Raw genomic sequence first — 22,883 nt, forward strand, 5'->3', positions numbered from 1 at the left:
CTAATTTTAAAACTGCATGGCGACATTATCTTCGCCAAGTAAAAGTTTTAACTCATGTACTAGAGTGTCACTTGGGGTTACTCGCCACAGTGTCCCTAGTTCAAGTTGTGCTGACACCTCTGGACGCTGATAAAACACCCTGAGTGGACACGTTCCCTCTTTGTAAGGTGTTAATATTTGTCGCAATTGACCCGTAAAGTCAACCGCCAGTGCAGCTTGCACTAAATTTAAATCGATTGATTTAATAAAATGTTCGCGCGCTTGGGTTATTGTCATTACTTCTCGAGCCGTCATTGTAAGGCCTCCGGAGTAATCATCAAAGCTGACCTGTCCGCGACACACTAAAACACTGTCGTTTTTGAGTATCTCTTCATAGCGCTCAAAATCATCGGGAAACAATCGCACATCGATACGCGCACTTTTATCATCAAGGGTAACCAGTGCCCAGCGGCGTCCTTTTTTATTGACCAGCACGCGCACGCCGATCACCAGCCCCGAAGCCGTGGCCACTTTATCTTTACCGCCTGGCTGTAAGTTAACTAAGCGCGGTGCCCCGTATTGCTTAATTTCGTCGAGGTAGCGATTAATTGGATGCCCGGTCAGGTAAAGTCCTAGGGTTTCGCGTTCACCGTCTAGCCACACCGCCTCTTCCCATGGAGCGACCTGCTTAAACGACTGAATCGTGTCATCAACTTGTTCATTGATAAGGCCAAATAAATCATCCTGACCGATGGCTTGCGCTTTAGCGTGTTGATCGGCTGCTTTGATCGCCTCATCTAATGTTGCCGCCATGGCGGCTCGATGCGGCCCCAATTTATCCATGGCTCCCGCTTTAATTAGCCGCTCAAGTACCCGTTTGTTGATTTTCTTTAAATTCACTCTCGCGCAAAAATCAAACAGATCTCTAAATGGACCACCTTGCTGTCGCGCTTCAATAATCGCTTCAATAGGGCCTTCACCAACCCCTTTGATTGCGCCGATACCGTAGACAATCTGGTTGTCATCGTTGACGGTAAATTTGTACAGACCCGAATTGACGTCGGGGGGCAACAAATCCAGGCCCATGTTGGCGCACTCGTCTACTAAGGTAACAATTTTGTCGGTGTTATCCATATCTGCAGACATAACCGCAGCCATAAATGGCGCCGGAAAGTGTGCTTTCATCCACAGAGTTTGATAAGACACCAAGGCGTAAGCCGCTGAGTGAGATTTGTTAAAACCATAGCCGGCAAACTTTTCAACCAAGTCGAAAATTTTCATCGCCAGCTCGCCATCTACACCTTGAGATTCAGCGCCGTCTTTGAACACCGAACGCTGCTTGGCCATTTCCTCCGGCTTTTTCTTACCCATGGCTCGGCGCAACATGTCGGCACCACCCAACGTATATCCTGCTAACACCTGAGCAATTTGCATGACCTGCTCCTGGTACAAGATAACCCCGTAGGTGGGTTCTAATATTGGTTGTAAGCTATCGTGTTGCCAGGTTTGATCTGGATAACTGATTTCCTCACGACCGTGCTTTCGATCGATAAAGTTATCAACCATCCCCGATTGCAAAGGCCCTGGACGAAACAGAGCAACCAAGGCGATCATATCCTCAAAACAATCCGGTTTAAGGCGTTTGATCAAGTCTTTCATTCCGCGAGATTCAAGCTGGAATACGGCGGTTGTTTCAGCTCGTAACAGCATCTCGTAACTGGTGCTATCGTCTAGCGGAATAGCGGCGATATCAATGCCTTCTTTGCCCTCTTTCAGCAACTTCGCATCGGCCATTTCAATGGCCCATTGCAATATCGTAAGGGTACGCAAACCGAGAAAGTCAAACTTAACTAAACCGGCTTCTTCGACGTCGTTTTTATCAAATTGGGTAACCGGATTGCGCCCCTCGCTATCACAATACAGCGGTGCAAAGTCGGTTATTGTCGTCGGCGAGATAACCACGCCCCCTGCGTGTTTACCGGCGTTACGGGTTGTGCCTTCGAGGATGCGGCACATATCGATAAGGTCTTTCACCTCGTTATCGCGACTGTAAACTTCGGGTAGCCTAGGTTCCGCTTCAAACGCCTTGGCAAGCGTCATGCCGGGATCGCCGGGCACCAGCTTTGAAATGCGGTCAACAAACCCATAAGGATGGCCAAGTACGCGACCGACATCGCGTATAACCGCTTTGGCGGCCATGGTACCAAAGGTAATAATTTGCGACACCGCATCGCGACCGTATAAATCGGCAACGTGATCGATAACTTCATCGCGACGATCCATACAAAAGTCGACGTCAAAATCAGGCATCGATATACGTTCAGGGTTCAAAAAGCGTTCGAAAAGCAAGTCGAATTCAAGCGGATCAAGATCGGTAATTTTTAGCGCATAGGCCACCAGAGAGCCTGCACCCGAGCCCCGTCCGGGCCCAACGGGAATATTGTTGTCCTTTGACCACTGGATAAACTCCATAACGATCAAGAAATAGCCTGGGAACCCCATGTCATTAATGACGTCCAGTTCTATTTTTAACCGTTCATCATAGGGTTTGCGCTTATCGGCAAAATCGTCGGCGTTTTTATCAAATAAAAATTCCAAACGCTCTTGCAAGCCTTCTTCCGAGACTTTGACTAAATAATCTTTAATGTCGAGATCGCCGGTGGGGAAATCAGGTAAAAAATACTCACCAAGGCGCACTGAGACATTACAGCGTTTGGCAATTTCCACTGAATTTTGCAGCGCTTCGGGAATATCGGCAAACAGCTCACACATTTCTTGTTCACTGCGCAAATACTGCTGATTTGAATAATTGCGCGGTCGGCGTTTGTCGTCGAGGGTATAACCATCGTGAATGCACACGCGAATTTCATGGGCATCAAAATTATCTTGCTCGAGAAATACCACGTCATTGGTTGCAACGACAGGCGTATTGGATTGTGCGGCAAGCTCAACCGCCATGTGCAGATAATCTTCCTCTTGATCGCGGCCGGTGCGAATCAATTCGAGGTAATAACTGTCTTTGAAGTGGGTTTGATAAAATGCTAAGCATTGCTCAGTGAGTTGCTGATTGCCCTTTAACAGCGCCTTGCCGACATCGCCTTGACGTGCACCACTTAAAATAATTAAGCCTTGTTTGTATTCGACAAGCCAACTCTTGTCCATAACCGCACGACCTTGTATTTCACCGCGCAGATAAGATTTAGAAATTAGTTCGGTTAAGTTTTTATAGCCTTGATTGTCTTGTGCTAACACCGTCAAGCGAAAGATATCATCCTCAAATTCATCGCTCTTAACCCAAAAGTCACAACCAATAATCGGTTTTAAACCGCTTGCCTGAGCGGCGCCGTAAAACTTTACTAGGCCACATAAATTCATTTGATCGGTTAGTGCCATTGCCGGCATATTAAGATCAGACACTTTACTGACAATGGGTTTGACCTTATTGAGGCCATCGCACATTGAAAAATCGCTATGTACACGTAAATGCACAAACTTTGGGTCTTGCATTAACTTCTCTCTTGTTGCATCTGGGCGAGAATATTGGCTACCGGTTTAAAGCTTTTTCGATAACAGTCCAATACACCATGGATGGATAACGCTTCGAGGTGCGCTTTGGTCGGGTATCCTTTGTGACTGGCAAAACCGTATTGCGGATAGCGTTTGTCTAGCGCGATCATTTCTTCATCGCGAGCGACTTTGGCCAAAATCGATGCCGCTGATATTTCGGCTACCTTGCTATCTCCTTTAACCACACTGGTTGCTGGCACCGCAAATTGAGGACAGCGATTACCGTCAACCAAGACGTGTTGTGGTTGTATCGCTAACCCAGCTACTGCTCGCTGCATCGCCACCATAGTCGCTTGTAAGATATTGAGTTGATCCACCTCTTCAGGCTCTGCTCGGCCGAGGCTAAAGGCTAGCGCATTATCGCGAATTTGTTGCGCCAATAGCGCTCTCTTTTTATCAGATAATTTCTTCGAGTCAGCCAATCCAGCAATTGGATTTTTAGGATCGAGAATAACAGCGGCAGTGACAACGGCGCCAACCAAAGGGCCGCGGCCGACTTCATCTACGCCGGCGATTATTGCAACGTTTGGACGAACAAATTCATCGCTCATATACAGCTTACTCCAGAGATCAGGGGATTTATGATTGTCGTTAGTGCTAAGTGACACTAAGGTGATTGCATAAGCTCAATCACCGCTATTGCGGCTTTTTCACTGGCATTTTGCTTAAGCGTTTGATGGATTTGTACAAACTCTTGCATCAGTTGATGCTGTTGCTCAAACAACAAAGGCTCGACCGCTTTTGCCAAATTATCAGGGGTTACTTGTTCTTGCAATAGTTCGGGCAACAAAGGTTTATTGGCGAGCAAATTCGGCAGTGAAAACCACTTGAGTTTAACCAGCATCCGACCGATCATCGCCGTTAACCAATTGAACTTATAAGCGACAACCATTGGCCGTTTAACTAATGCACCTTCAAGTGTCACCGTACCAGAGGCCATCAATAAGCAATTGGCACTAGCCATTACCGCTTGAGTTTTATTGTTGATAATCGTTATCGGCAATTCGGGTGCATGCAGCTGCCACAACTGAGTAAACTGTTGCTCGCGAATATCATTGATAACTGGGGCGACGAACTGCAAATCGGGGTGGCGCTGTTTGAGTAACACAGCGGCCGCTAAGAAGTCGGGCAGTAACATCGCTAATTCACTGCCGCGAGAGCCAGGCATCAAGGCCAAATAAGTGGCGTCGGCGTCTAAGCCGAGCGATTGTCGGGCACCGGACATTGAACTGTGCATCGGTATACTATCGGCAAGAGGATGACCGACAAAGGTACAGGCAACGTGGTGTTTGTCGTAGAAGTCTTTTTCAAAAGGCAATAACGACAACACCATGTCAGTGGCTTTATCGATTTTAAAGATCCGCTTTTCACGCCAAGCCCAAACGCTGGGACTGACGTAATGAACGGTTTTGATACCTTGTTGCTTTAGCCTAAGCTCTAATCCCAAATTAAAATCTGGCGCATCAATACCAATAAAGACATCTGGCTTGTGCTGGCTAAAATACTCAACTAATTGCTTGCGAACGTGCAATAAACGACGCAAACGGCCGAGTACTTCAACAATCCCCATTACCGCCAACTCTTCCATCGCAAATAAGCTTTGAAAGCCAAGTGCTTCCATTTTTGGTCCGCCAATGCCAATGAACTCAGCATCGGCATAGCGTTGGCGCAATGACTGGATTAATCCGGCGCCTAATGTATCGCCAGAATGTTCGCCAACGACAATGGCGAAAACCGGCGCTCGGTGACTATCCATATCCACACTCATCTGCAATAAGGCCCGCTTACTTAACGCGCTATACCGCGTTGTGAATTGGCAATAAAGTCAGCAAACGCCTTAACTTCGGGAATATCTTCGCCAATCTCATTAATGGCAGCAACGGCCTCGGCAATGGTATTGCCTTTGCGGTAAACCTCTTTGTAGGCGCGCTTTATTTTGAGAATAACGTCTTGCTCGAAACCGCGACGCTTTAAGCCTTCACTGTTTAAACCAAACGGCTTAGCCGGATGACCCGAGACCATGACATACGGCGGGATATCTCTAAGTACAATACCACCACCACCGACAAAGGCATGCGAGCCAACGTGGGTAAATTGATGCGCTCCCGATAGACCACCAAAGATCACCCAGTCGCCAATGTTACAATGACCGGCAAGGTTACAGTGATTGGCAAAAATACCGTTATTACCAACGATAACGTCGTGCGCAACATGAGCCCCTGCCATGAACAAATTGTCATTACCAATAATGGTAATGGCATTGTCTTGTACAGTACCGCGGTGTATCGTGCACCCTTCGCGAAACACGTTGCGATCGCCAATTTCAAGCCGAGTAGGTTCGCCTGCGTACTTTTTGTCTTGGCAGTCTTCGCCTATTGAGGCAAATTGAAAAATGACATTGGCATTGCCAATTTGGGTATCACCTTTGATCACCACGTGCGAGTGAATGACATTGTCATCACCTATCACGACATCGTTACCAATATAGGTAAATGGGCCCACACTGACATTTTTACCAAGCTTGGCGCCTGGCTCTACAATCGCTTGAGGATGTATCACGAAATTAAATACCTTTTCTTGCACACATTAAATCGGCAGTACAGACAACTTTGCCATCAACTTTTACCGTACCCGCAAACTTCCACATACCACGGCGCTCTTTGACCAATTCTAAATGCAGATGCATGGTATCACCCGGTACTACCGGCGCTTTAAAACGCGCATTATCTACTGACGCAAACAAAAACATCTCGTCTTCGCCACCTTCAACTGACTTAAACCCCAATATACCGCCGGCTTGAGCCATCGCTTCAAGGATCATCACGCCAGGGAAAATTTTATACTGCGGGAAATGGCCTTGAAATACCGGTTCATTAACCGATACGTTTTTAATCGCGTGAATCGACTGGCCAGGTACGTAATCCAACACGCGATCGACCAATAAGAAGGGGTACCGGTGTGGGATTAGTGTTTGAATCTCTTCAATGTCTATAATGTTGTTAGTCTTTTCCAAAACTAATTCCTTGCAAAATACATCGCTGTTACCGCGATATTAAGATTGTCCACTTTGTAGCTGTTCTACGGTTTTTTCTAATTCCTGTAGACGTTTATACATTGCATCTAAGTGTTTATAACGACTGGCATTGCGACGCCATTCTTTGTTGTTAAGGGCCGGTATGCCGGATGAGTACAAGCCAGATTCTTTGATGTTTTTAGTCACCATGGTCATCCCGGTAAACGAGGTACCATCGGCAATCTCAATATGGCCGTTGATACCAACTAATCCGGCAATGATACAGTGTTTACCAACTTTTGTACTACCGGCGATAACACTACAGGCAGCCATCGCACTACCGTAGCCAAGCTGCACGTTATGGGCAATTTGCACTTGGTTGTCGATGATACAATTGTCTTCGATGATGGTATTTTCTAAGGCACCCCTATCAATTGTAGTACATGCGCCTATTTCAACACGATTGCCGATCACAACGGTACCAAGTTGCGGGATTTTTACCCAGGTGCCCGCATCGTTCGCATAACCAAAACCATCACTACCAATAACTGTATTGGCCTGAACCAAACAGTGCTCACCAATTTCAACCCGGTGGTAGATGCTGACGTTTGACCAAAGCTGAGTGTGTGCACCTACTTTCGCGTGCTTACCAATAAAGCAGTTCGCGCCAATGGTCACGTGGTCGGCCAATTGCACGCCACTTTCGATTACCGTATTCGCACCTATCGATACGCCCTCGCCGAGTACAACGCCTTCGCCGATAACTGCCGATGAGGCAATATCACAAGACGCTTTTGGCGTGGTATCTAACAACTGCGCCACTTTGGCAAAGGCCAAATACGGATTGTCAATAATCAGCGCATTACCTGGACACAAACTCGCTTGCGCTGGCGCAACGATCACCGCACTGGCATTGGTTTGTTCGACGTATTGGCGATATTTGGCGTTAGCTAAAAAGGCAATTTGCCCAGTTTGGGCGTCTGCTAATGTACCAAGGGAATGAATCTGGCAAGACTCATCCCCTTGTACGGAACCACCAAGTTGCTTGGCCAGTTCTCCTAGAGTAACCATAAAAGACCTTATTGGGTTTTACCGGCTTGTTCTACAACTTTAGCTGAAATATCAAAATCTGGCTTAGAAAATGCTACCGCTGACTGCTGAATCACGATGTCATAACCGTCCTTCTTAGCGACAGCATCAATGGCTTCTTTTACTAACTTTAAGATTTTTTGTTGCTCTTCTTGTTCGCGACGCTTTAAGTTTTGTTGCAAAGGTTGAGCTTGCGAAGCGTACTGTTGACGCAAATCAACAATCTCTTTCTCGAGCTGCTCAATCTCTTTTTTACTCATAATCGCTTCGTCGCGTTGACGCTTTTCCATTTTGTACTTGATATCGCCTTCAAGCTGTTTTAGTGCGTCAACTTGATCTTTAAACTCAGCGCCAATGCTCTGTTGAATTGCCGCCATTTGCGGAAGCTGTGAAATGACCTGCTGAACATTCACTGTGGCAATCTTTTGGTCTGCGGCCATCGCTTGGCTTGATGCCATCATCATAGTTGAAGCTACGGCTGTTAAAGCAGCCGATTTAAGTAAATTTTTCACAAACATCTCCTGTTGTATTGTTATCTTGTCTTGTCTTGTGATGACGTAGTCTTTGACATCGCGCCACATCGGACGCGTAGCTCATTCGTCTTAGGCAAACGCCTTAGAACGTTTTACCAATGTTAAAGCTAAAGAACTCCGTGTCATCGCCATCTTCACTGCGCAAGCGTTTGGCGAAGTTAAAAATCATTGGTCCCATTGGTGACAACCACTGAATCGATAAACCTGCCGAGGTACGAATGCGCATCGGATCTGAATAATCAGCGATTTTATTAAACTCTTCTGGTTTCAATGTGCTGTAATCAGATAAATTAAATTCAGTATCCCATACGTTACCCGCATCGACAAATAAACTGCTGCGTACCGAGTTGGTGTAACTCTCGTCTAAAAACGGGGTAGGTACGATAAGTTCGATGCCCGCTATCGCCATGGCGTTACCACCGACACTTTGTCTTGAAATGGCAATCGCATCTTGATTTGGTGGGCTGATTTCCGAGCCCTGACCAGGCAAGCCTGGTTGAGTTGACGGACGGCGATAAATCGCGCGCGGACCAACCGTGTTGTTTTCAAAGCCGCGTAACGTAGTCGCACCACCCGCTCTAAAGTTTTCCCAAAACGGCAGTAATTGGTCGTTGCCATTAACATCGCCATAGCCATTGCCATAACCCGCTTCAAAGCGCGCTAAGAAGGTCCAGCTGTGATCTCTTGACAACGGCTTGTAATATTTGGCGTCGTACTTGACTTTAAAGTATTCGACATCCGAGGCTTCTGGTAGCGTCACTTTACCCGATAACACCTGAGATGTACCTTGGGTTGGAAACGTACCGCGGTTTAGGGTGATTCTCGATAACGAAGCAGTTAAGTCATAGGTTTCAAAATTCAGCTTCGCGTCAGGATCATCTGGATCTTTAAAGACTTCGTTGAAATTCTTGATTTGCTCGTAGGTTTGCAAATTAGAAATATCCGAGTTTTTATAGCCCAAACCGAAGTTTAATCGCATGTATTCGTTTATTGGGTAACCAACATTGGCACCGATACCATACGAGGTGTTGTTATAGGCAACTAGGTTAGCGCGTCCGGCGTCAAACTCACTAAAAAAGATGTTACCACCAAGCGACACCCCATCAATGGTAAAATAAGGGTCGGTGTAGGTGATATTGGCACTTTTTGAAAAACGCATGGTATTGATTGAAAAGCCCAAGCGATTCCCCGTACCCAAAAAGTTATTTTGTTGGATACCGGCGTTTAAGCTAAGACCTGAGTACGAACCGTAACCAATACCCGCTGTAAACGAACCAGACGGTTGTTCTTTGACGGTAAAGTCGACATCTACTAGGTCTTCTTCACCCGGTACCGGCGTGGTTTCAAACTCAACCGATTCAAAATACGGTAAACGCTGGATTCGAATCTTAGACTGCTCTAACAGGTTATTTGACAACCACGAGCCTTCCATTTGACGCATTTCGCGTCTCAGTACTTCTTCTGACGTTACGTCGTTACCGGTAAAGTTAATGCGATTTACATACACACGCTTACCCGGATCGACGTTGACTATCAACTTCACCGTTTTGTCTTCGTCGTTGATCTCGGTACCGGTTTGCACCTTGGGATAAGCGTAACCAAAGCGGCCTAAAAACTTTGAGATCATCTCTTCGGTATAAGTAACTTCCGCGGCGTTGTACAGTTCACCTTCGCGCAGTGGAGCCAGTGCTTTGATGGTATTGTCGTAGCCCACCATGTCGCCCATGAACTCAACCGCGCTGATTTTGTACTGCTCGCCTTCGGTGACGTTCATGGTGATGTAAACACCTTCTTTATTCGGCGTCATTGATACTTGAGTTGAATCAATGTTAAAGCGCAAATAACCGCGATCGAGGTAATAACTTTCAATCGACTCCATATCGCCTTGTAAGGTTTGCTTTTGATAGCGATCTTGCGCCATAAAATTCCACCAAGGTGAGTCATAAGTTAGCTCGATGCGATTTAATAATTCAGCATCGGAAAATAACTCGTTACCGACGATGTTGATTTGTTCAATGGCGGCTGCATCGCCCTCGTCAAATTCAAACGTTAAGATAACGCGGTTGCGAGGAAGGCGGGCTATTTGCGTGGTCACTTTCGCATTGTATTTACCAACGCTGTGATAAAAATCTTCTAAGCCAGTTTCAATACCCGTTAATACTGAGCGATCCAGTGTTTCACCGACGCGAATGTTTGAACCGTCTAGACTTTCTTGTAGCTGTTCGTCCTTGATGTCGTCATTGCCATCAAATACGATTTCAGAAATTGTCTCGCGCTCTTTCACTTTAAAAATAAGGCTATTGCCTTCGCGCAATACCTCGATATCGTGAAAGTGTCCAGACTTGTACAGTGACTTTATCGACTGGGCAATACGAAACTCGTTGAGCTGATCGCCAACGCTAACTGGAATGTGTGTTAAAGCGGCGCCTAAAGCGACCCTTTGTAATCCCTCTACTTCGATATCTTCTACGACAAACTCATTGGCAGCAAATGCTTGACTACCAACGCTGCCCAATAATACTGCTAAGGCGAGTTTTTTTATTATCATGGGTTCTTATCAACTTTTTCATGTTATGCGGCTGACGCCGTCTTGTTAGAGTCTGGCTAAATCATTGACAATGGCGATACACATCAGCGTTAGCAATACCAGAGCCCCTATTTTAAAACCTATTTCTTGAACTTTTTCCGAAACCGGCTTGCCCGTCACTAACTCTACCGCGTAGTAAAGTAAATGCCCACCGTCTAAAATGGGAAGAGGCAACAAGTTTATAATGCCAAGGTTAATACTTATCAAAGCTAAAAAGCTAAGGAAGTATACTAAACCGATGCCGGCACTGCTACCCGCACCTTGTGCAATAGCAATTGGCCCACTCAAGTTATCAACGCTGACATGGCCAGTGAGAAGCTTGCCAATCATGTCGAAACTGAGGGTTATCAGATTCCACGTGCTCGAGAGTGCTTTTGGCAAGGCCTCCAATGGGCCGTATGATATATCAACTTTGTGGCTGTCAGGCCACGGCGATAATGTAGGCGATAAACCAAGGTAACCAACACTGAGACCGTTATCGTTGGTTTGAGTTCCCACCAACACCTGAATTGTTTGTTCAACACCTTGACGGTTGATGGTCACCGCGACTCGACGATTGGGATTTTGTACAATAGTATCCACAAATTTCTGCCAATTGCCATCTAATTTTTGGCCGTCGACAGCAATTATCTCATCACCTACTTGAATGCCCGCCTTATCCGCTGCTTGTTCTGCAACGAGACGGCCAATAATAGGCTTGATTTCTGGTCTAAACGGGATGATCCCCAAGCTGTCCATAGCGCTGACTTTGCTCGGTTCAAACTGCCAGTTCCGGGTATCTAGCTGATGCGTTTTAACATAGCTCGAATCAGCCTGCTTTGTTTGAATGGTAATTTGGGGATCACCGATGTGGCTAACTAACGCCATGTTTACCGCTTGCCAATCGACCGTTTTATCACCGCCGACGGCAACGATTTCGCTTGCGGTGCTGATCCCCGCTTGAGCGGCAATTGAGTTTTGTTCAACGTCGCCAATAACCGGTTTAACGCTGGTCATACCGATCAAGAACATCAAGTAGAAGGCGACAATGGCAAATAAGAAATTAGCGATTGGCCCAGCACTGACAATGGCAATGCGCTGATATACCGATTTGCCGTCGAATGCATACGGTTTATCGGCGTCGCTAACCTCGTCGACGCGACTGTCGAGCATCTTTACATAGCCGCCCAGAGGAATGGCCGCAATGACGTACTCAGTGCCGTATTTGTCGTGGCGGCGCAGTAACGTCTTACCAAATCCGATAGAAAATTTTTGTACTTTTACGCCACACTTTCTCGCCACCCAAAAATGGCCGTATTCGTGTACCGTTATCAATAAACCCAATGCGACGATAAATGACGCCAGATTCCACAAAAACTCAAACATCAACTATTTTCCTTTAACCAATCAACCTGCGACGAGGCTTGTTTCCGTGCTTCTTGGTCTAAGCGTAACACGTCCTCTATGCTACGAACATCCGTTGTCAGAAAAGATTGCATAACCTCGGCGTTAATTTTAGCGATATCGGTAAATTTTATCTGTTTCGCTAAAAACGCGGCAACGGCAATCTCATTTGCCGCATTGAGAGCGGTACACGCCCCCTGCCCAGCGCGACACGCGTCGATGGCAAGTTTTAAGTTGGGATAACGCTCAAAGTCAGCTTGCGCAAATTGAAAACTTTGGCAGTTGAAAAAATCAAACGCCTGCACGCCTGCATCAATGCGCTCTGGATAAGCCATGGCGTGTGCGATTGGCGTGCGCATATCGGGATTGCCCATTTGCGCCAGCACTGAGCCGTCTTTGTATTGTACCATGGAGTGAATGGTAGATTGTGGATGGAGCACCACCTGGATATCATCAGCGCTTAAGTTGAATAGCCACTTAGCTTCAATAAACTCAAGGCCTTTATTCATCATCGTTGCTGAATCAACAGATATCTTTTGTCCCATGTCCCAGTTTGGGTGAGCACACGCCTGCTCTGGCGTTATCGTATCAAATTGCTCCAAAGGAAGCGTTCTAAACGGTCCACCAGAGCCGGTTAACAATATTTTACTGATCCCGTAATCGGTTATAGCGCCATGACCAACGCTGTCTTGCATGCCTTTGGGCAAACATTGAAAAATCGCATTGTGTTCGCTATCGATGGGTAATAGTGTTGCCTTCGACGCGTGCAGAGCATCGATAAATATTTGCCCCGACGTCACCAGCGCTTCTTTATTGGCAAGAAGTACTTTTTTATCGGCCTTAACCGCTTCTAATGTCGGTAGCAAGCCCGATGCGCCGACAATTGCCGCCATGACAATGTCTACGTCGGGTGCCTTGACCAAGTCGAGCAATGACTGCTCTCCTTGTTGTACCTGAATTTGATGATCGCCTGACTGCATCAACATCAATTTAAGTTGTTCGGCAGCGCTGGCGTCAACCATTACTACTGTTTGCGGTTTAAACTCTAAGCACAGGGCGTGCATTTGCTCAACCCGCTGGTTTGCACTGAGGCTAATCACTCGGAATTTTTGAGGATGTCGGCGCACAATATCCAGCGTGGACATGCCAATTGAACCGGTTGCCCCTAAAACAGATAAACCTTGCATTTAATCGATTACCACGTAAATAAAATCAGGCACAAGGCAAATATTGGCGCGGTTGCTGTCAGACTGTCGATGCGATCCAAAACACCGCCATGGCCGGGTAAGATACGACCGCTGTCTTTGACGCCAGCTTGTCGCTTGAGCATGCTTTCAGTAAGGTCTCCAATGACGGATACGGTGCTTACTACGACCGCCAAAACAATCATCTTAGTTAATTGTTGGGCGCTACTGCCAAAGAATAACGCAATGGCTGCAGCCACAACGGATGCACAAACCATCCCGCCGATGAAACCTTCAATGGTTTTACCCGGACTGACATTAGGCATCAACTTGTGTTTGCCAAAGCGTTTGCCGGTAAAGTAAGCGCCAATGTCAGCACTCCAAACCAAAGCAAATAACAATAAAATAAGATAGCTACCGTGGTACTCATCGATAGGGTAATCATTTGAGCGCAGTGTTAAGAATGCCAACCACGTGGGGACTAAGGTAAGTAGGCCAAAGATACCGCGGATACTGCGATGTGTAGTCCAAAAATTTGAATGTTTCGGGTATTTGCTTATCATCATTGCGCTAATCAACCACCAACAGGTTGATATCGACATCACGACAATAACCCAAGGATTGGCGTGTCCAGATGACGACCAAATGGTTTCAGGAGGTACTAAATACCAAACGCCAACAATAGCCAGTACTAATGCAGATACAAAACCAATACGACGCGTTTTGGTATCGAAGCCCATTAGAGGCCCCCATTCCCAAGCACCTATGGCGAGAACGACAGCTAGCACAGCAGCAAAATTTTGTAATGATAAGAAGAATATTGCAGCAATAGCTAAGGGTGCTAAAACGGCAGCTGTAATAATACGTTGCTTTAACAAACGTTAGTCCTTTTATGTTTTCTCGGCCTTTACTTGGTCACCGGTTTTGCCAAAACGTCGTTCTCGATTAGAAAATGACATCAGTGCGCGTTCAAACGCCACTTCATTAAAGTCAGGCCATAGGGTCTCGGTAAAATACAGTTCAGCGTATGCTGCCTGCCAAAGCAGGAAGTTACTGATACGGTAGTCCCCTCCTGTCCTTATAAGCATATCCAGTTCAGGTAAGTCCGCCAAATTAATATATTGATCAAGCAGTTTTTCATCAATGCTATCGATATCGAGCTGTTGATCAGCAACTAACTGGGCAATTTTCTTGGTCGCTTGCGCGATATCCCAACGCCCGCCGTAGTTGGCTGCAACAGAGAGTACCATTGCATCATTATTTTTGGTTAATTGTTCAGCTTCAACAATTTGTTTTTGTAGTTTTTCAGAAAAACGGCTTTTATCGCCAATCAATTGAAAGCGAATATTGTTTTTATGCAAGCGCTTAACTTCTTTGGTCAGCACATACATAAATAAATCCATTAACACACTAACTTCTTGCTCTGGACGCAACCAGTTTTCAGAACTAAAGGCGAATAAAGTTAATGCTTTCACTCCCATTTTTCGAGCGGTGGTAACACAGGCTCTAACCGATTCTACCCCAGCTTTATGACCAGAGACTCGAACCTTGCCTTGTTGTTGTGCCCAACGCCCATTACCGTCCATGATAATAGCCACGTGTTGTGGCAGTGACTTGGTTTCAAATTTATTATTGGTTGTTGTCACATTGATTCCATAAACTAAAACGCCGCAAACTCATGCTCATAACGCGCTCACGAGCTTGCGGCTGGGCGAACTAACAGAGATTAAATCTCCATTAGCTCTTTTTCTTTTGCCGCAGCTAACTCGTCAGCTTGCTTGACAAATTCATTGGTGATTTTCTGAATTTCGTCTTCTGCTTGACGTGCTTCATCATCACTGATTTCTTTTTCTTTATTAAGTGACTTAATGTCCGAATTCGCATCGCGACGAATGTTGCGAATGGCAATTTTACCATTTTCAATCTCGCCACCAACCACTTTAACTAAGTCACGACGGCGCTCTTCGGTTAACGGTGGCAACGGAATGCGAATAAGCGTACCTTGTGACGATGGGTTTAAACCCAGGTCAGAGGTTAAAATCGCTTTTTCTACCGCGCTGATCATTGATTTATCAAACACAGTGATCGCTAAAGTGCGCGCATCTGGCGTTGATACCGAACCAACTTGGTTCAACGGGGTGTCGACACCATAATACGATACGCTAATGTTGTCTAGTAGCGATGTGTGCGCACGGCCTGTACGAATTTTATTTAAGTTAAGTTTTAAAGCTTCAATACTCTTGCCCATACGGTCACGAGCATCTTTTTTAATATCGTCGATCAAAACAGTTTCCTTTTATCTTATTCTTGCTAACGCTGATTACAGCATTACTTAGTTAAATTTTCAGCGTGGTCTATTAACGTGCCTTCGCTACTACCTAGGATGATAGACTTGAGTGCGCCTTCTTTATTCATGTTGAATACGCGAATTGGCATAGAGTGATCGCGAGCTAAAGTAAAGGCCGCTAAGTCCATTACTTTCAACTCTTTATCCAACACTTCTGAATAGGTTAATTGAGAGTATAGTTCAGCGTCAGGGTTGGATACAGGGTCTGCCGAATAAATGCCATCGACCTTGGTGCCTTTGAACACCGCATCGGCTTCGATTTCGATACCGCGCAAACAAGCGGCTGAATCGGTGGTGAAAAATGGATTACCGGTACCGGCCGAGAAAATAACAACGCGGCCTGATTTAAGCAAACTGATTGCTTCAGCCCAGTTGTAGCTGTCACATACGCCTTGCAAGTCAATCGCTGACATCAAGCGCGCATTGACAAACGCACGATGCAACGCGTCGCGCATCGCCAATCCATTCATCACCGTGGCAAGCATGCCCATTTGATCGCCAACGACGCGGTTCATACCCGCTGCGGCTAATCCGGCGCCGCGAAATAAGTTACCACCGCCGATAACTAAACCGACTTGAACACCCATTTCCACTAGCTCTTTGATTTCTTGCGCCATGCGATCAAGAATTTTTGGGTCAATACCAAAACCCTCTTCGCCCATTAAGGCTTCACCACTAAGTTTGAGTAAAATACGATGATAAGTTGGTTTAGGTGTTGCGCTCATACTTGCTAATCCTATATTTGTAATGTGGCGTTTTGTAAGTGTATTGCGTTGATTAGACGCAAATTACATCAAATAAAGGCGCAACCGCATTGCGCCAATTAAATCTGCGCTATTTTAATACCTATTAGCAGATTTATCCACTGCTTTGTCATATCGCCCTGTGCGGCAAAATTATTGCGCATATGACTAACGTACAGGGCAATACCACAATCGCCGTTAGCGGTGCGTAAAAGGTGAATAAGTCGATGCGAATCAGCAGGTGGACAAGCGTTGGTATCAAAAGCCAGATAAGTAAGCGCGGACCGCAAATTTGATAGTGATTGCGAATAAACCAAACAAACAATGTTGTCAGCAATAAACTCAAGCTAATGACGATAATAACAGAGTCGTCGTAGTAACTGAGCACTTGATCGGAACTGGGTGACTTGAGGAGTGATAAATACGGTTGAAACTCAACCAGAAAGTAGTAGAAGCCGGTGAGAATAACACCAAAGCCAACAGCCATTAATTCACGTATGTATCGCTTAGCCAAAACGTTCCACTCTATTTACTTAACCTCTGTGGTGCATGGTATCAAGCAAATGGGCAATCTACAACGTTCACTTGCAAGTTCGTCTTGGTTGCGACTTGCGCGAGCGTGCTGCATTTTACAACCGACACAAAAAAGCTCCGCACAAGCGGAGCTTTTAACATTGAGATGGTATTTAATTCAGTGTGTTACCGAATTAAATTATGCACCTTTAGCAGCAGCGATTTGCGCTTCTACTTCAGCTGCGAAGTCTTCTTCTTTCTTCTCGATGCCTTCACCAACTTCTAAACGGATGAAGTTAGAAACAGAAACACCTTTTTCTTTAAGAACGTCACCAACAGTGCGCTTAGGTTCCATGATGAACGCTTGACCAGTTAGAGAGATCTCGCCAGTGAATTTCTTCATACGGCCAGAAACCATCTTCTCAGCGATTTCAGCAGGCTTGCCTTCGTTCATCGCGATATCGATTTGGATAGCTTTCTCTTTTTCAACTACGTCAGCTGGAACGTCTTCAGGGTTAACGTACTCAGGCTTAGAAGCAGCAACGTGCATTGCAACGTGCTTAAGTGATTCCGCGTCGCCTTCACCAGCAACAACAACACCGATTGTGCCACCGTGGATATAAGAAGCTAATGCAGCGCCTTCGATGTACTCAACACGACGGATGTTCATGTTCTCACCGATTTTAGCAACTAGAGCAACACGAGTTTCTTCAAACTGCTCTTTTAATGCTTCGATAGAAGGCTTGTTAGCGATTGCGTAATCTGCAACTTCGTTAGCAAAGTTTAAGAAGTTAGAATCTTTAGCTACGAAGTCAGTTTGACAGTTAACTTCAACAAGTGCTGCAACACCGTCAGCTTGCTTGATGATGATTGCACCTTCAGCAGCGATGTTACCCGCTTTTTTAGCCGCTTTAGCTTGACCAGACTTACGCATGTTTTCAATTGCAAGTTCCATGTCGCCGTTGGCTTCTTGAAGAGCTTTTTTACAATCCATCATGCCCGCGCCAGTGCGGTCACGTAATTCTTTTACGTCTTTAGCAGTGATTGCCATGACTTATTCCTCAAAATATCTGTAGTTTTAGTGCGAAAAGGCTACGCCCTTTCGTTAAAGAAATGAGTCACAAACGCGTTTGACACGTCTGTGACTTACAGCAATTATTCAGCTTCTACGAAACCGTCTTTTTCAGCTGCTACGGCAATGTTAGATTCACGACCTTCGATTACAGCATTAGCTGCAGACTCTAGGTATAGGCTAACTGCACGGATAGCATCGTCGTTACCAGGAACGATGTAGTCAACGCCATCTGGGTTTGAGTTAGTATCAACAACAGCTACTACAGGGATACCTAAGTTGTTTGCTTCTTTAATTGCAATGTGCTCGTGATCAGCATCGATAACGAAGATAGCGTCAGGTAGGCCACCCATGTTCTTGATACCGCCAAGGCTCTTCTCAAGTTTTTCCATTTCACGAGTACGCATTAACGCTTCTTTCTTAGTAAGAGCGTCAAAAGTACCGTCTTGGCTTTGAGTTTCTAAATCTTTAAGGCGACGGATTGATTGACGAACAGTTTTCCAGTTAGTCAACATACCACCTAACCAACGGTGATCAACGTAGAATTGGTCACACTTGATAGCTGCTTCACGAACTGCTTCGCTTGCTGCGCGCTTAGTACCAACGAAAAGAACTTTACCTTTTTTCGCAGAAACGCCTGATAAAAATTGCAGAGCTTCGTTGAACATTGGCACAGTTGATTCTAGGTTGATGATATGCACTTTGTCACGAGCACCGAAGATGAACGGCTTCATCTTAGGGTTCCAGTAACGAGTTTTGTGACCGAAGTGTACACCTGCTTTAAGCATGTCGCGCATAGATACGTTTGGCATTTTAAAATCCTCTATTGGGGTTATGCGTTCATACATTCCATATCTCCGACCTATCGTTACCTTGTAAAGCAGGTAACAGGCACCCCGGTATATGTTTGCTGAATGTATGTGAGATTAATAATAAATAAAGTTAATTGTATTCGCACAGTTCAACTGACGAATACGACAAATCACACCACTGTGTGTAGCGAGAATGATTTGAGCGGTGCTTTATACCACTATTGATTGCAAAAATAAAGTAAAAGCTTAAAGTTTTGTTGTTTTTTTGTACATCGATATTGGTTTGGTGGTTAAACTAATTCACGCCCTTGAAAATTAACGCTGTGCGGGTGCTTTTTAGATTAAGCTGGGTTATTATTTAAGCTTTTAAAATGTTGATTTATTAGGCTTTGACCGATAGCGTAATATCGGTTGCTAAAGCCACAGAGGAAACTCATGAGTATTGCCATAAAAACGCCTTATGAAATCGAAAAAATGCGCATCGCTGGTAAGTTGGCGGCCGACGTTCTAGAGATGATAGAAGCCCATGTCAAAGTGGGTGTGACCACGGCAGAGTTGGATCGCATTTGTGCTGACTATACAGCCGAACACAACGCCCTTTCTGCGCCGTTAAACTACGGTGCCGACAACAACGGTGACGGCGGCTTTCCCAAGTCAATTTGTACTTCGGTCAACCATGTCGTTTGTCACGGTATCCCCAGTGAGCAAACCTTGCAAGATGGCGACATCGTAAATATCGATATCACCGTAAAAATCAGCTTTGATGACCCTGATACCGCTGAGAGTGAGAAAACTTATTTCCACGGCGATACGTCGAAAATGTTTTTGATTGGTGATGTAACCCCAGAAAACCGTCGCTTGTGTCGCATTACTCAAGAAAGCCTGTATGCGGCGATCAAAAAAGTAAAACCGGGAAATACGTTTGCCGATATTGGTACGACAATTCAAAAGTACATCAAAAAAGCAGGACGTTACGGCATTGTCAAAGATTTCTGTGGTCATGGCATCGGTACCGTATTCCACGAAGAACCGCAAATCTTGCACTATAAGAACGCCGATAACCGAAAGATGAAAGCGGGCATGATTTTCACCATTGAACCCATGATCAACTTGGGCAAAGGCGGTACCGTTTTAGATAAAGACGACGGTTGGACCGCCTACACTGTTGACGGCAAAAACTCAGCTCAATGGGAACACACGATTTTAGTTACCGATACCGGCTGCGAAATCCTCACTTTGCGCAGCGAAGAAAAAGACATCAAGCGCATTATGCACAATTAGCCGATACGCACCTTAAACCAAGCCGCAAGCGCGGCTTGGTTAGCGACGGACTCAACCGATGAGTTAGGCCGTTACCAAGTAACTTCTAAATCAATAATAACAACGCGAATTAACGACAACAAGGTAGTAAACAGCCGATGTTAACTGACTCGATCATCCCCACACATTTAACCGCCAAACTCGCCCCCGCGGCGGTTAACTTAACCACCAGTGACCTTGTGGCATTAGGGCAAGATTTTTATCAGTGGCTCGGCGACAACTTTCACCACTATGAAATCACCGAGCTCGTCCACGCACGCGCTGAATTTGTCGATCAGGTACTGCAGAAGGTTTGGTGCCAGCACCACTTAGATGAGCATCAAATTAGCTTATTAGCGGTTGGTGGCTACGGACGGGGGGAATTGCACCCGCATTCTGACGTCGACATCTTAATTTTAACCAAAGACAATATCAGTGATACAGTCGGTGAACACATTGCAGCTTTCATCACCGAATTGTGGGATATTCGCTTAGACATCGGTCACAGCGTGCGCAGCATTAAAGAGTGTGTGAAGCAAGCCAAAGCCGACGTCACCATAGCCACTAATTTACTTGAGTCGCGACTCATATGCGGTAACGTTATGCTTGAAGAGCAACTGCGTCCGCATCTCAACAAAGCATCATTTTGGCCTTCCAAGGCATTTTTTATCGCCAAACGCGACGAGCAAAAAAAGCGCCATCAACAATACAAAGGTGCCGCCTACACCCTTGAACCAAATCTAAAAGCCAACCCCGGTGGGCTGCGAGACATTCAAACCATCAGCTGGGTTGCCAAGCGCCATTTCCTAGCCGACAGTATCCAGCAGTTAGTCGCTCATGATTACCTGTCTGAAAATGAGCTACAAGAGCTGATCGAATGTCAGGATTACCTGTGGCGTATGCGCTTTTGCCTACACATGGTTGCTGGGCGCAGTGAAAATCGGTTGCTGTTTGACTATCAAGGCGATGTTGCCAAAATGATGGGCTTTGGCGCGGATGGAAAACCGGCAGTTGAGCGCATGATGAAGCGCTTTTTCCGTATTATCAACTCGGTAAATGAACTGAACGAAATGCTTTTACAACATTTCGAGCAAGGCTTTTTAGGCAAACACGAACACATTGACGCGGTACCTATCGACCACAACTTCGACAAAATAGGTCAACTTATTCGCCTGCATAACAGCAGCGGCTTTAGTCGCCATTCGATGTTTCTGAGACTGTTTTTAACCATTGCCGATAACCCCGATATAAAAGGCATTCACTCAGCGACCATTCGCAAACTGCGCAACACTCGCCGCCGTTTGATTGGTGGTTTAAACGATTATGCTGAATGTCGTCGCTTGTTTATGCAAATCATGCGTCACCCCAATGGACTTGGCCGCGCCTTTAACTTAATGCACCGCCATGAAATACTTGCCAGTTATTTACCCGAATGGCAAAACATCGTTGGCCAGATGCAGTTTGATCTGTTTCACGCATATTCTGTTGATGAACACAGCTACCGACTGATCAAGAATTTATATCGCTTTTCGCTGCCCGAACACAATCACGAATTTCCATTGTGCTCGGCGATTGTGCAAAACATTCGCAAGCCAGAGCTGTTGTACATTGCCGGAATTTATCACGATATCGCCAAAGGGCGCGGTGGCGATCACAGCAAACTCGGCGCCATTGATGCGTTGGAGTTTGGTCGCACTCACCAATTGTCAGAAACCGACAGCCGACTGATCAGTTGGCTAGTGAAGTATCACTTACTGATGTCGGTTACCGCGCAACGAAAAGACATTTCGGATCCCGATGTCATTCACAAATTTGCCGATGTGGTACGCGATGAAAATCGCCTTGATTACCTCTATTGTTTAACCGTGGCCGATATGCGGGCAACGAATGAAAGTTTGTGGAACAGCTGGAAAGCAAATTTATTGCAAGAACTGTACTTTGCCACCAAGGCGGCGTTTAGGCGCGGTTTAGAAAAGCCGGTTGAAGTGCGCACCAATATTCGAGAGAACAAAGTCAAAGCGCTAGAAAAGCTCAGTGTACAAAACATTGACGAGGAAGCGGTTAAAAGCCTGTGGAAGCAATTCAAACCAGACTATTTTATTCGCTATACGCCATCACAAATTGCGTGGCATGCAAGGCATATTGTGAGTCACGACAAACAAAAACCGCTGGTAATGGTGAGTAAAAAAGCCTATCGCGGCGGCACTGAAGTTTTTGTTTACACCAAATTTAAGAGCAATATTTTCGCCAGTACGGTTTCGATATTATCATCGAAGAAACTGTCTATTCACGATGCTAAGATCATGACCTCTAAAAACGGTTATACCCTTAATACGTTCACTGTTCTCGATGCTAAGGGCCAACCGATAAACGACCTTTATTACTTAGATAATATTGAACAAGCATTGGTTAAGCAGTTGTCGACTGGGCAAAGTATTTCCCATCCGCAAAAACCGTTACCGAGCAAATTAAAACAGTTTAAGGTACCGACCAAAGTCAGCTTTATCAAACACCGCAACCCCAATGTCAATTATATCGAGGTGGTTGCCAAAGATCGCCCTGGCCTACTCGCCGATATCGGTCAAATATTCCAACAGTGTGAGATGAGCGTTCACATGGCTAAAATCAGTACCTATGGTGAGCGAGTAGAAGATATTTTTATCGTTTCAAACAAGAATGGCGAAGCGTTGTCGCTCGAAGAGCAAAGTCACCTTGAAACACTGCTTTGTAATATTGCGCAATAACCGTCGTTGAGTTACTGG

The 22,883-nt window shown here is 45.6% G+C and carries 19 protein-coding genes; 2 read left to right on the top strand and 17 right to left on the bottom strand.

What is annotated here, in order from left to right:
- Positions 1 to 6: 6 nt before the first annotated feature.
- The 17 genes from dnaE to rpsB all read right to left on the bottom strand — a co-directional run bounded on the left by dnaE (position 7) and on the right by rpsB (position 18,822).
- Positions 7 to 3,486, bottom strand: coding sequence for a DNA polymerase III subunit alpha (gene dnaE, locus ACAY30_RS09955; protein ID WP_290251398.1), 3,480 nt, complete (start codon positions 3,484 to 3,486; stop codon positions 7 to 9).
- On the bottom strand, positions 3,486 to 4,097 hold the full coding sequence (rnhB, locus tag ACAY30_RS09960; protein WP_290251399.1) for a ribonuclease HII: 612 nt from the start codon (positions 4,095 to 4,097) through the stop codon (positions 3,486 to 3,488). The genes dnaE and rnhB overlap by 1 nt, the downstream gene beginning before the upstream one ends.
- A gap of 56 nt (positions 4,098 to 4,153) precedes the next feature.
- Positions 4,154 to 5,302, bottom strand: coding sequence for a lipid-A-disaccharide synthase (gene lpxB / locus ACAY30_RS09965; RefSeq protein ID WP_290251400.1), 1,149 nt, complete (start codon positions 5,300 to 5,302; stop codon positions 4,154 to 4,156).
- Between the two features lie 32 nt (positions 5,303 to 5,334).
- Entirely contained in the window at positions 5,335 to 6,105 is a 771-nt protein-coding gene (gene lpxA / locus ACAY30_RS09970; protein ID WP_290251401.1) for an acyl-ACP--UDP-N-acetylglucosamine O-acyltransferase, read from the bottom strand.
- Between the two features lie 4 nt (positions 6,106 to 6,109).
- Positions 6,110 to 6,559, bottom strand: a complete 450-nt coding sequence (gene fabZ, locus ACAY30_RS09975) for a 3-hydroxyacyl-ACP dehydratase FabZ (RefSeq protein ID WP_290251402.1) — start codon at positions 6,557 to 6,559, stop codon at positions 6,110 to 6,112.
- Positions 6,560 to 6,598: 39 nt separating this feature from the next.
- Positions 6,599 to 7,630 carry a UDP-3-O-(3-hydroxymyristoyl)glucosamine N-acyltransferase gene (gene lpxD / locus ACAY30_RS09980; RefSeq protein ID WP_290251403.1) on the bottom strand — a complete coding sequence of 344 codons (1,032 nt, stop codon included), beginning with the start codon at positions 7,628 to 7,630 and terminating at the stop codon, positions 6,599 to 6,601.
- A gap of 8 nt (positions 7,631 to 7,638) precedes the next feature.
- A complete protein-coding gene (locus ACAY30_RS09985) occupies positions 7,639 to 8,166 on the bottom strand; it encodes an OmpH family outer membrane protein (RefSeq protein WP_290251404.1) in 528 nt (175 codons plus the stop codon).
- A gap of 97 nt (positions 8,167 to 8,263) precedes the next feature.
- Positions 8,264 to 10,729, bottom strand: a complete 2,466-nt coding sequence (gene bamA, locus ACAY30_RS09990; RefSeq protein WP_290251405.1) for an outer membrane protein assembly factor BamA — start codon at positions 10,727 to 10,729, stop codon at positions 8,264 to 8,266.
- A gap of 45 nt (positions 10,730 to 10,774) precedes the next feature.
- Positions 10,775 to 12,133, bottom strand: coding sequence for a sigma E protease regulator RseP (rseP, locus tag ACAY30_RS09995; RefSeq protein WP_290251406.1), 1,359 nt, complete (start codon positions 12,131 to 12,133; stop codon positions 10,775 to 10,777).
- The gene (gene ispC / locus ACAY30_RS10000; protein WP_290251407.1) at positions 12,133 to 13,338 is read right to left on the bottom strand and encodes a 1-deoxy-D-xylulose-5-phosphate reductoisomerase; all 1,206 of its coding nucleotides are present in this window, start codon (positions 13,336 to 13,338) and stop codon (positions 12,133 to 12,135) included. The genes rseP and ispC overlap by 1 nt, the downstream gene beginning before the upstream one ends.
- 8 nt (positions 13,339 to 13,346) lie before the next feature.
- Positions 13,347 to 14,213, bottom strand: coding sequence for a phosphatidate cytidylyltransferase (locus ACAY30_RS10005; RefSeq protein WP_290251408.1), 867 nt, complete (start codon positions 14,211 to 14,213; stop codon positions 13,347 to 13,349).
- A 12-nt stretch (positions 14,214 to 14,225) separates the two neighbouring features.
- Positions 14,226 to 14,921: a polyprenyl diphosphate synthase gene (uppS, locus tag ACAY30_RS10010; protein WP_371190271.1), complete on the bottom strand. Its 696-nt coding sequence runs from the start codon at positions 14,919 to 14,921 to the stop codon at positions 14,226 to 14,228.
- A 140-nt stretch (positions 14,922 to 15,061) separates the two neighbouring features.
- Positions 15,062 to 15,619, bottom strand: a complete 558-nt coding sequence (frr, locus tag ACAY30_RS10015) for a ribosome recycling factor (protein WP_290251410.1) — start codon at positions 15,617 to 15,619, stop codon at positions 15,062 to 15,064.
- Between the two features lie 44 nt (positions 15,620 to 15,663).
- Positions 15,664 to 16,407 carry a UMP kinase gene (pyrH, locus tag ACAY30_RS10020; RefSeq protein WP_290251411.1) on the bottom strand — a complete coding sequence of 248 codons (744 nt, stop codon included), beginning with the start codon at positions 16,405 to 16,407 and terminating at the stop codon, positions 15,664 to 15,666.
- Positions 16,408 to 16,555: 148 nt separating this feature from the next.
- Positions 16,556 to 16,939 carry a hypothetical protein gene (locus tag ACAY30_RS10025; protein ID WP_290251412.1) on the bottom strand — a complete coding sequence of 128 codons (384 nt, stop codon included), beginning with the start codon at positions 16,937 to 16,939 and terminating at the stop codon, positions 16,556 to 16,558.
- A gap of 198 nt (positions 16,940 to 17,137) precedes the next feature.
- Positions 17,138 to 17,989 carry a translation elongation factor Ts gene (gene tsf, locus ACAY30_RS10030; protein WP_290251413.1) on the bottom strand — a complete coding sequence of 284 codons (852 nt, stop codon included), beginning with the start codon at positions 17,987 to 17,989 and terminating at the stop codon, positions 17,138 to 17,140.
- 104 nt (positions 17,990 to 18,093) lie between these two features.
- Positions 18,094 to 18,822, bottom strand: coding sequence for a 30S ribosomal protein S2 (gene rpsB / locus ACAY30_RS10035; protein WP_290251414.1), 729 nt, complete (start codon positions 18,820 to 18,822; stop codon positions 18,094 to 18,096).
- A gap of 435 nt (positions 18,823 to 19,257) precedes the next feature.
- Here rpsB and map point away from each other — a divergent pair, with 435 nt between their 5' ends.
- Together map and glnD are read left to right on the top strand one after the other, a co-directional pair.
- Complete coding sequence (gene map / locus ACAY30_RS10040) at positions 19,258 to 20,103, top strand: type I methionyl aminopeptidase (protein ID WP_290251415.1); 846 nt, start codon at positions 19,258 to 19,260, stop codon at positions 20,101 to 20,103.
- Between the two features lie 137 nt (positions 20,104 to 20,240).
- On the top strand, positions 20,241 to 22,865 hold the full coding sequence (gene glnD / locus ACAY30_RS10045) for a [protein-PII] uridylyltransferase (protein WP_290251416.1): 2,625 nt from the start codon (positions 20,241 to 20,243) through the stop codon (positions 22,863 to 22,865).
- Positions 22,866 to 22,883: the final 18 nt, after the last annotated feature.

The organism is Thalassotalea ponticola, from assembly GCF_041379045.1.
Classification (GTDB): Bacteria; Pseudomonadota; Gammaproteobacteria; order Enterobacterales; family Alteromonadaceae; genus Thalassotalea_A; species Thalassotalea_A ponticola.

Bases quoted from the DNA above. Each gene is read 5' to 3' on its own strand.
- rseP (WP_290251406.1), bottom strand. From the start codon at position 12,133: ATGTTTGAGTTTTTGTGGAATCTGGCGTCATTTATCGTCGCATTGGGT.
- pyrH (WP_290251411.1), bottom strand. From the start codon at position 16,407: ATGAGCGCAACACCTAAACCAACTTATCATCGTATTTTACTCAAACTT.
- ispC (WP_290251407.1), bottom strand. From the start codon at position 13,338: ATGCAAGGTTTATCTGTTTTAGGGGCAACCGGTTCAATTGGCATGTCC.
- glnD (WP_290251416.1), top strand. From the start codon at position 20,241: ATGTTAACTGACTCGATCATCCCCACACATTTAACCGCCAAACTCGCC.
- dnaE (WP_290251398.1), bottom strand. From the start codon at position 3,486: ATGCAAGACCCAAAGTTTGTGCATTTACGTGTACATAGCGATTTTTCA.
- ACAY30_RS09985 (WP_290251404.1), bottom strand. From the start codon at position 8,166: ATGTTTGTGAAAAATTTACTTAAATCGGCTGCTTTAACAGCCGTAGCT.
- tsf (WP_290251413.1), bottom strand. From the start codon at position 17,989: ATGGCAATCACTGCTAAAGACGTAAAAGAATTACGTGACCGCACTGGC.
- lpxD (WP_290251403.1), bottom strand. From the start codon at position 7,630: ATGGTTACTCTAGGAGAACTGGCCAAGCAACTTGGTGGTTCCGTACAA.
- rnhB (WP_290251399.1), bottom strand. From the start codon at position 4,097: ATGAGCGATGAATTTGTTCGTCCAAACGTTGCAATAATCGCCGGCGTA.
- uppS (WP_371190271.1), bottom strand. From the start codon at position 14,921: ATGGACGGTAATGGGCGTTGGGCACAACAACAAGGCAAGGTTCGAGTC.
- map (WP_290251415.1), top strand. From the start codon at position 19,258: ATGAGTATTGCCATAAAAACGCCTTATGAAATCGAAAAAATGCGCATC.
- bamA (WP_290251405.1), bottom strand. From the start codon at position 10,729: ATGATAATAAAAAAACTCGCCTTAGCAGTATTATTGGGCAGCGTTGGT.
- rpsB (WP_290251414.1), bottom strand. From the start codon at position 18,822: ATGCCAAACGTATCTATGCGCGACATGCTTAAAGCAGGTGTACACTTC.
- lpxB (WP_290251400.1), bottom strand. From the start codon at position 5,302: ATGGATAGTCACCGAGCGCCGGTTTTCGCCATTGTCGTTGGCGAACAT.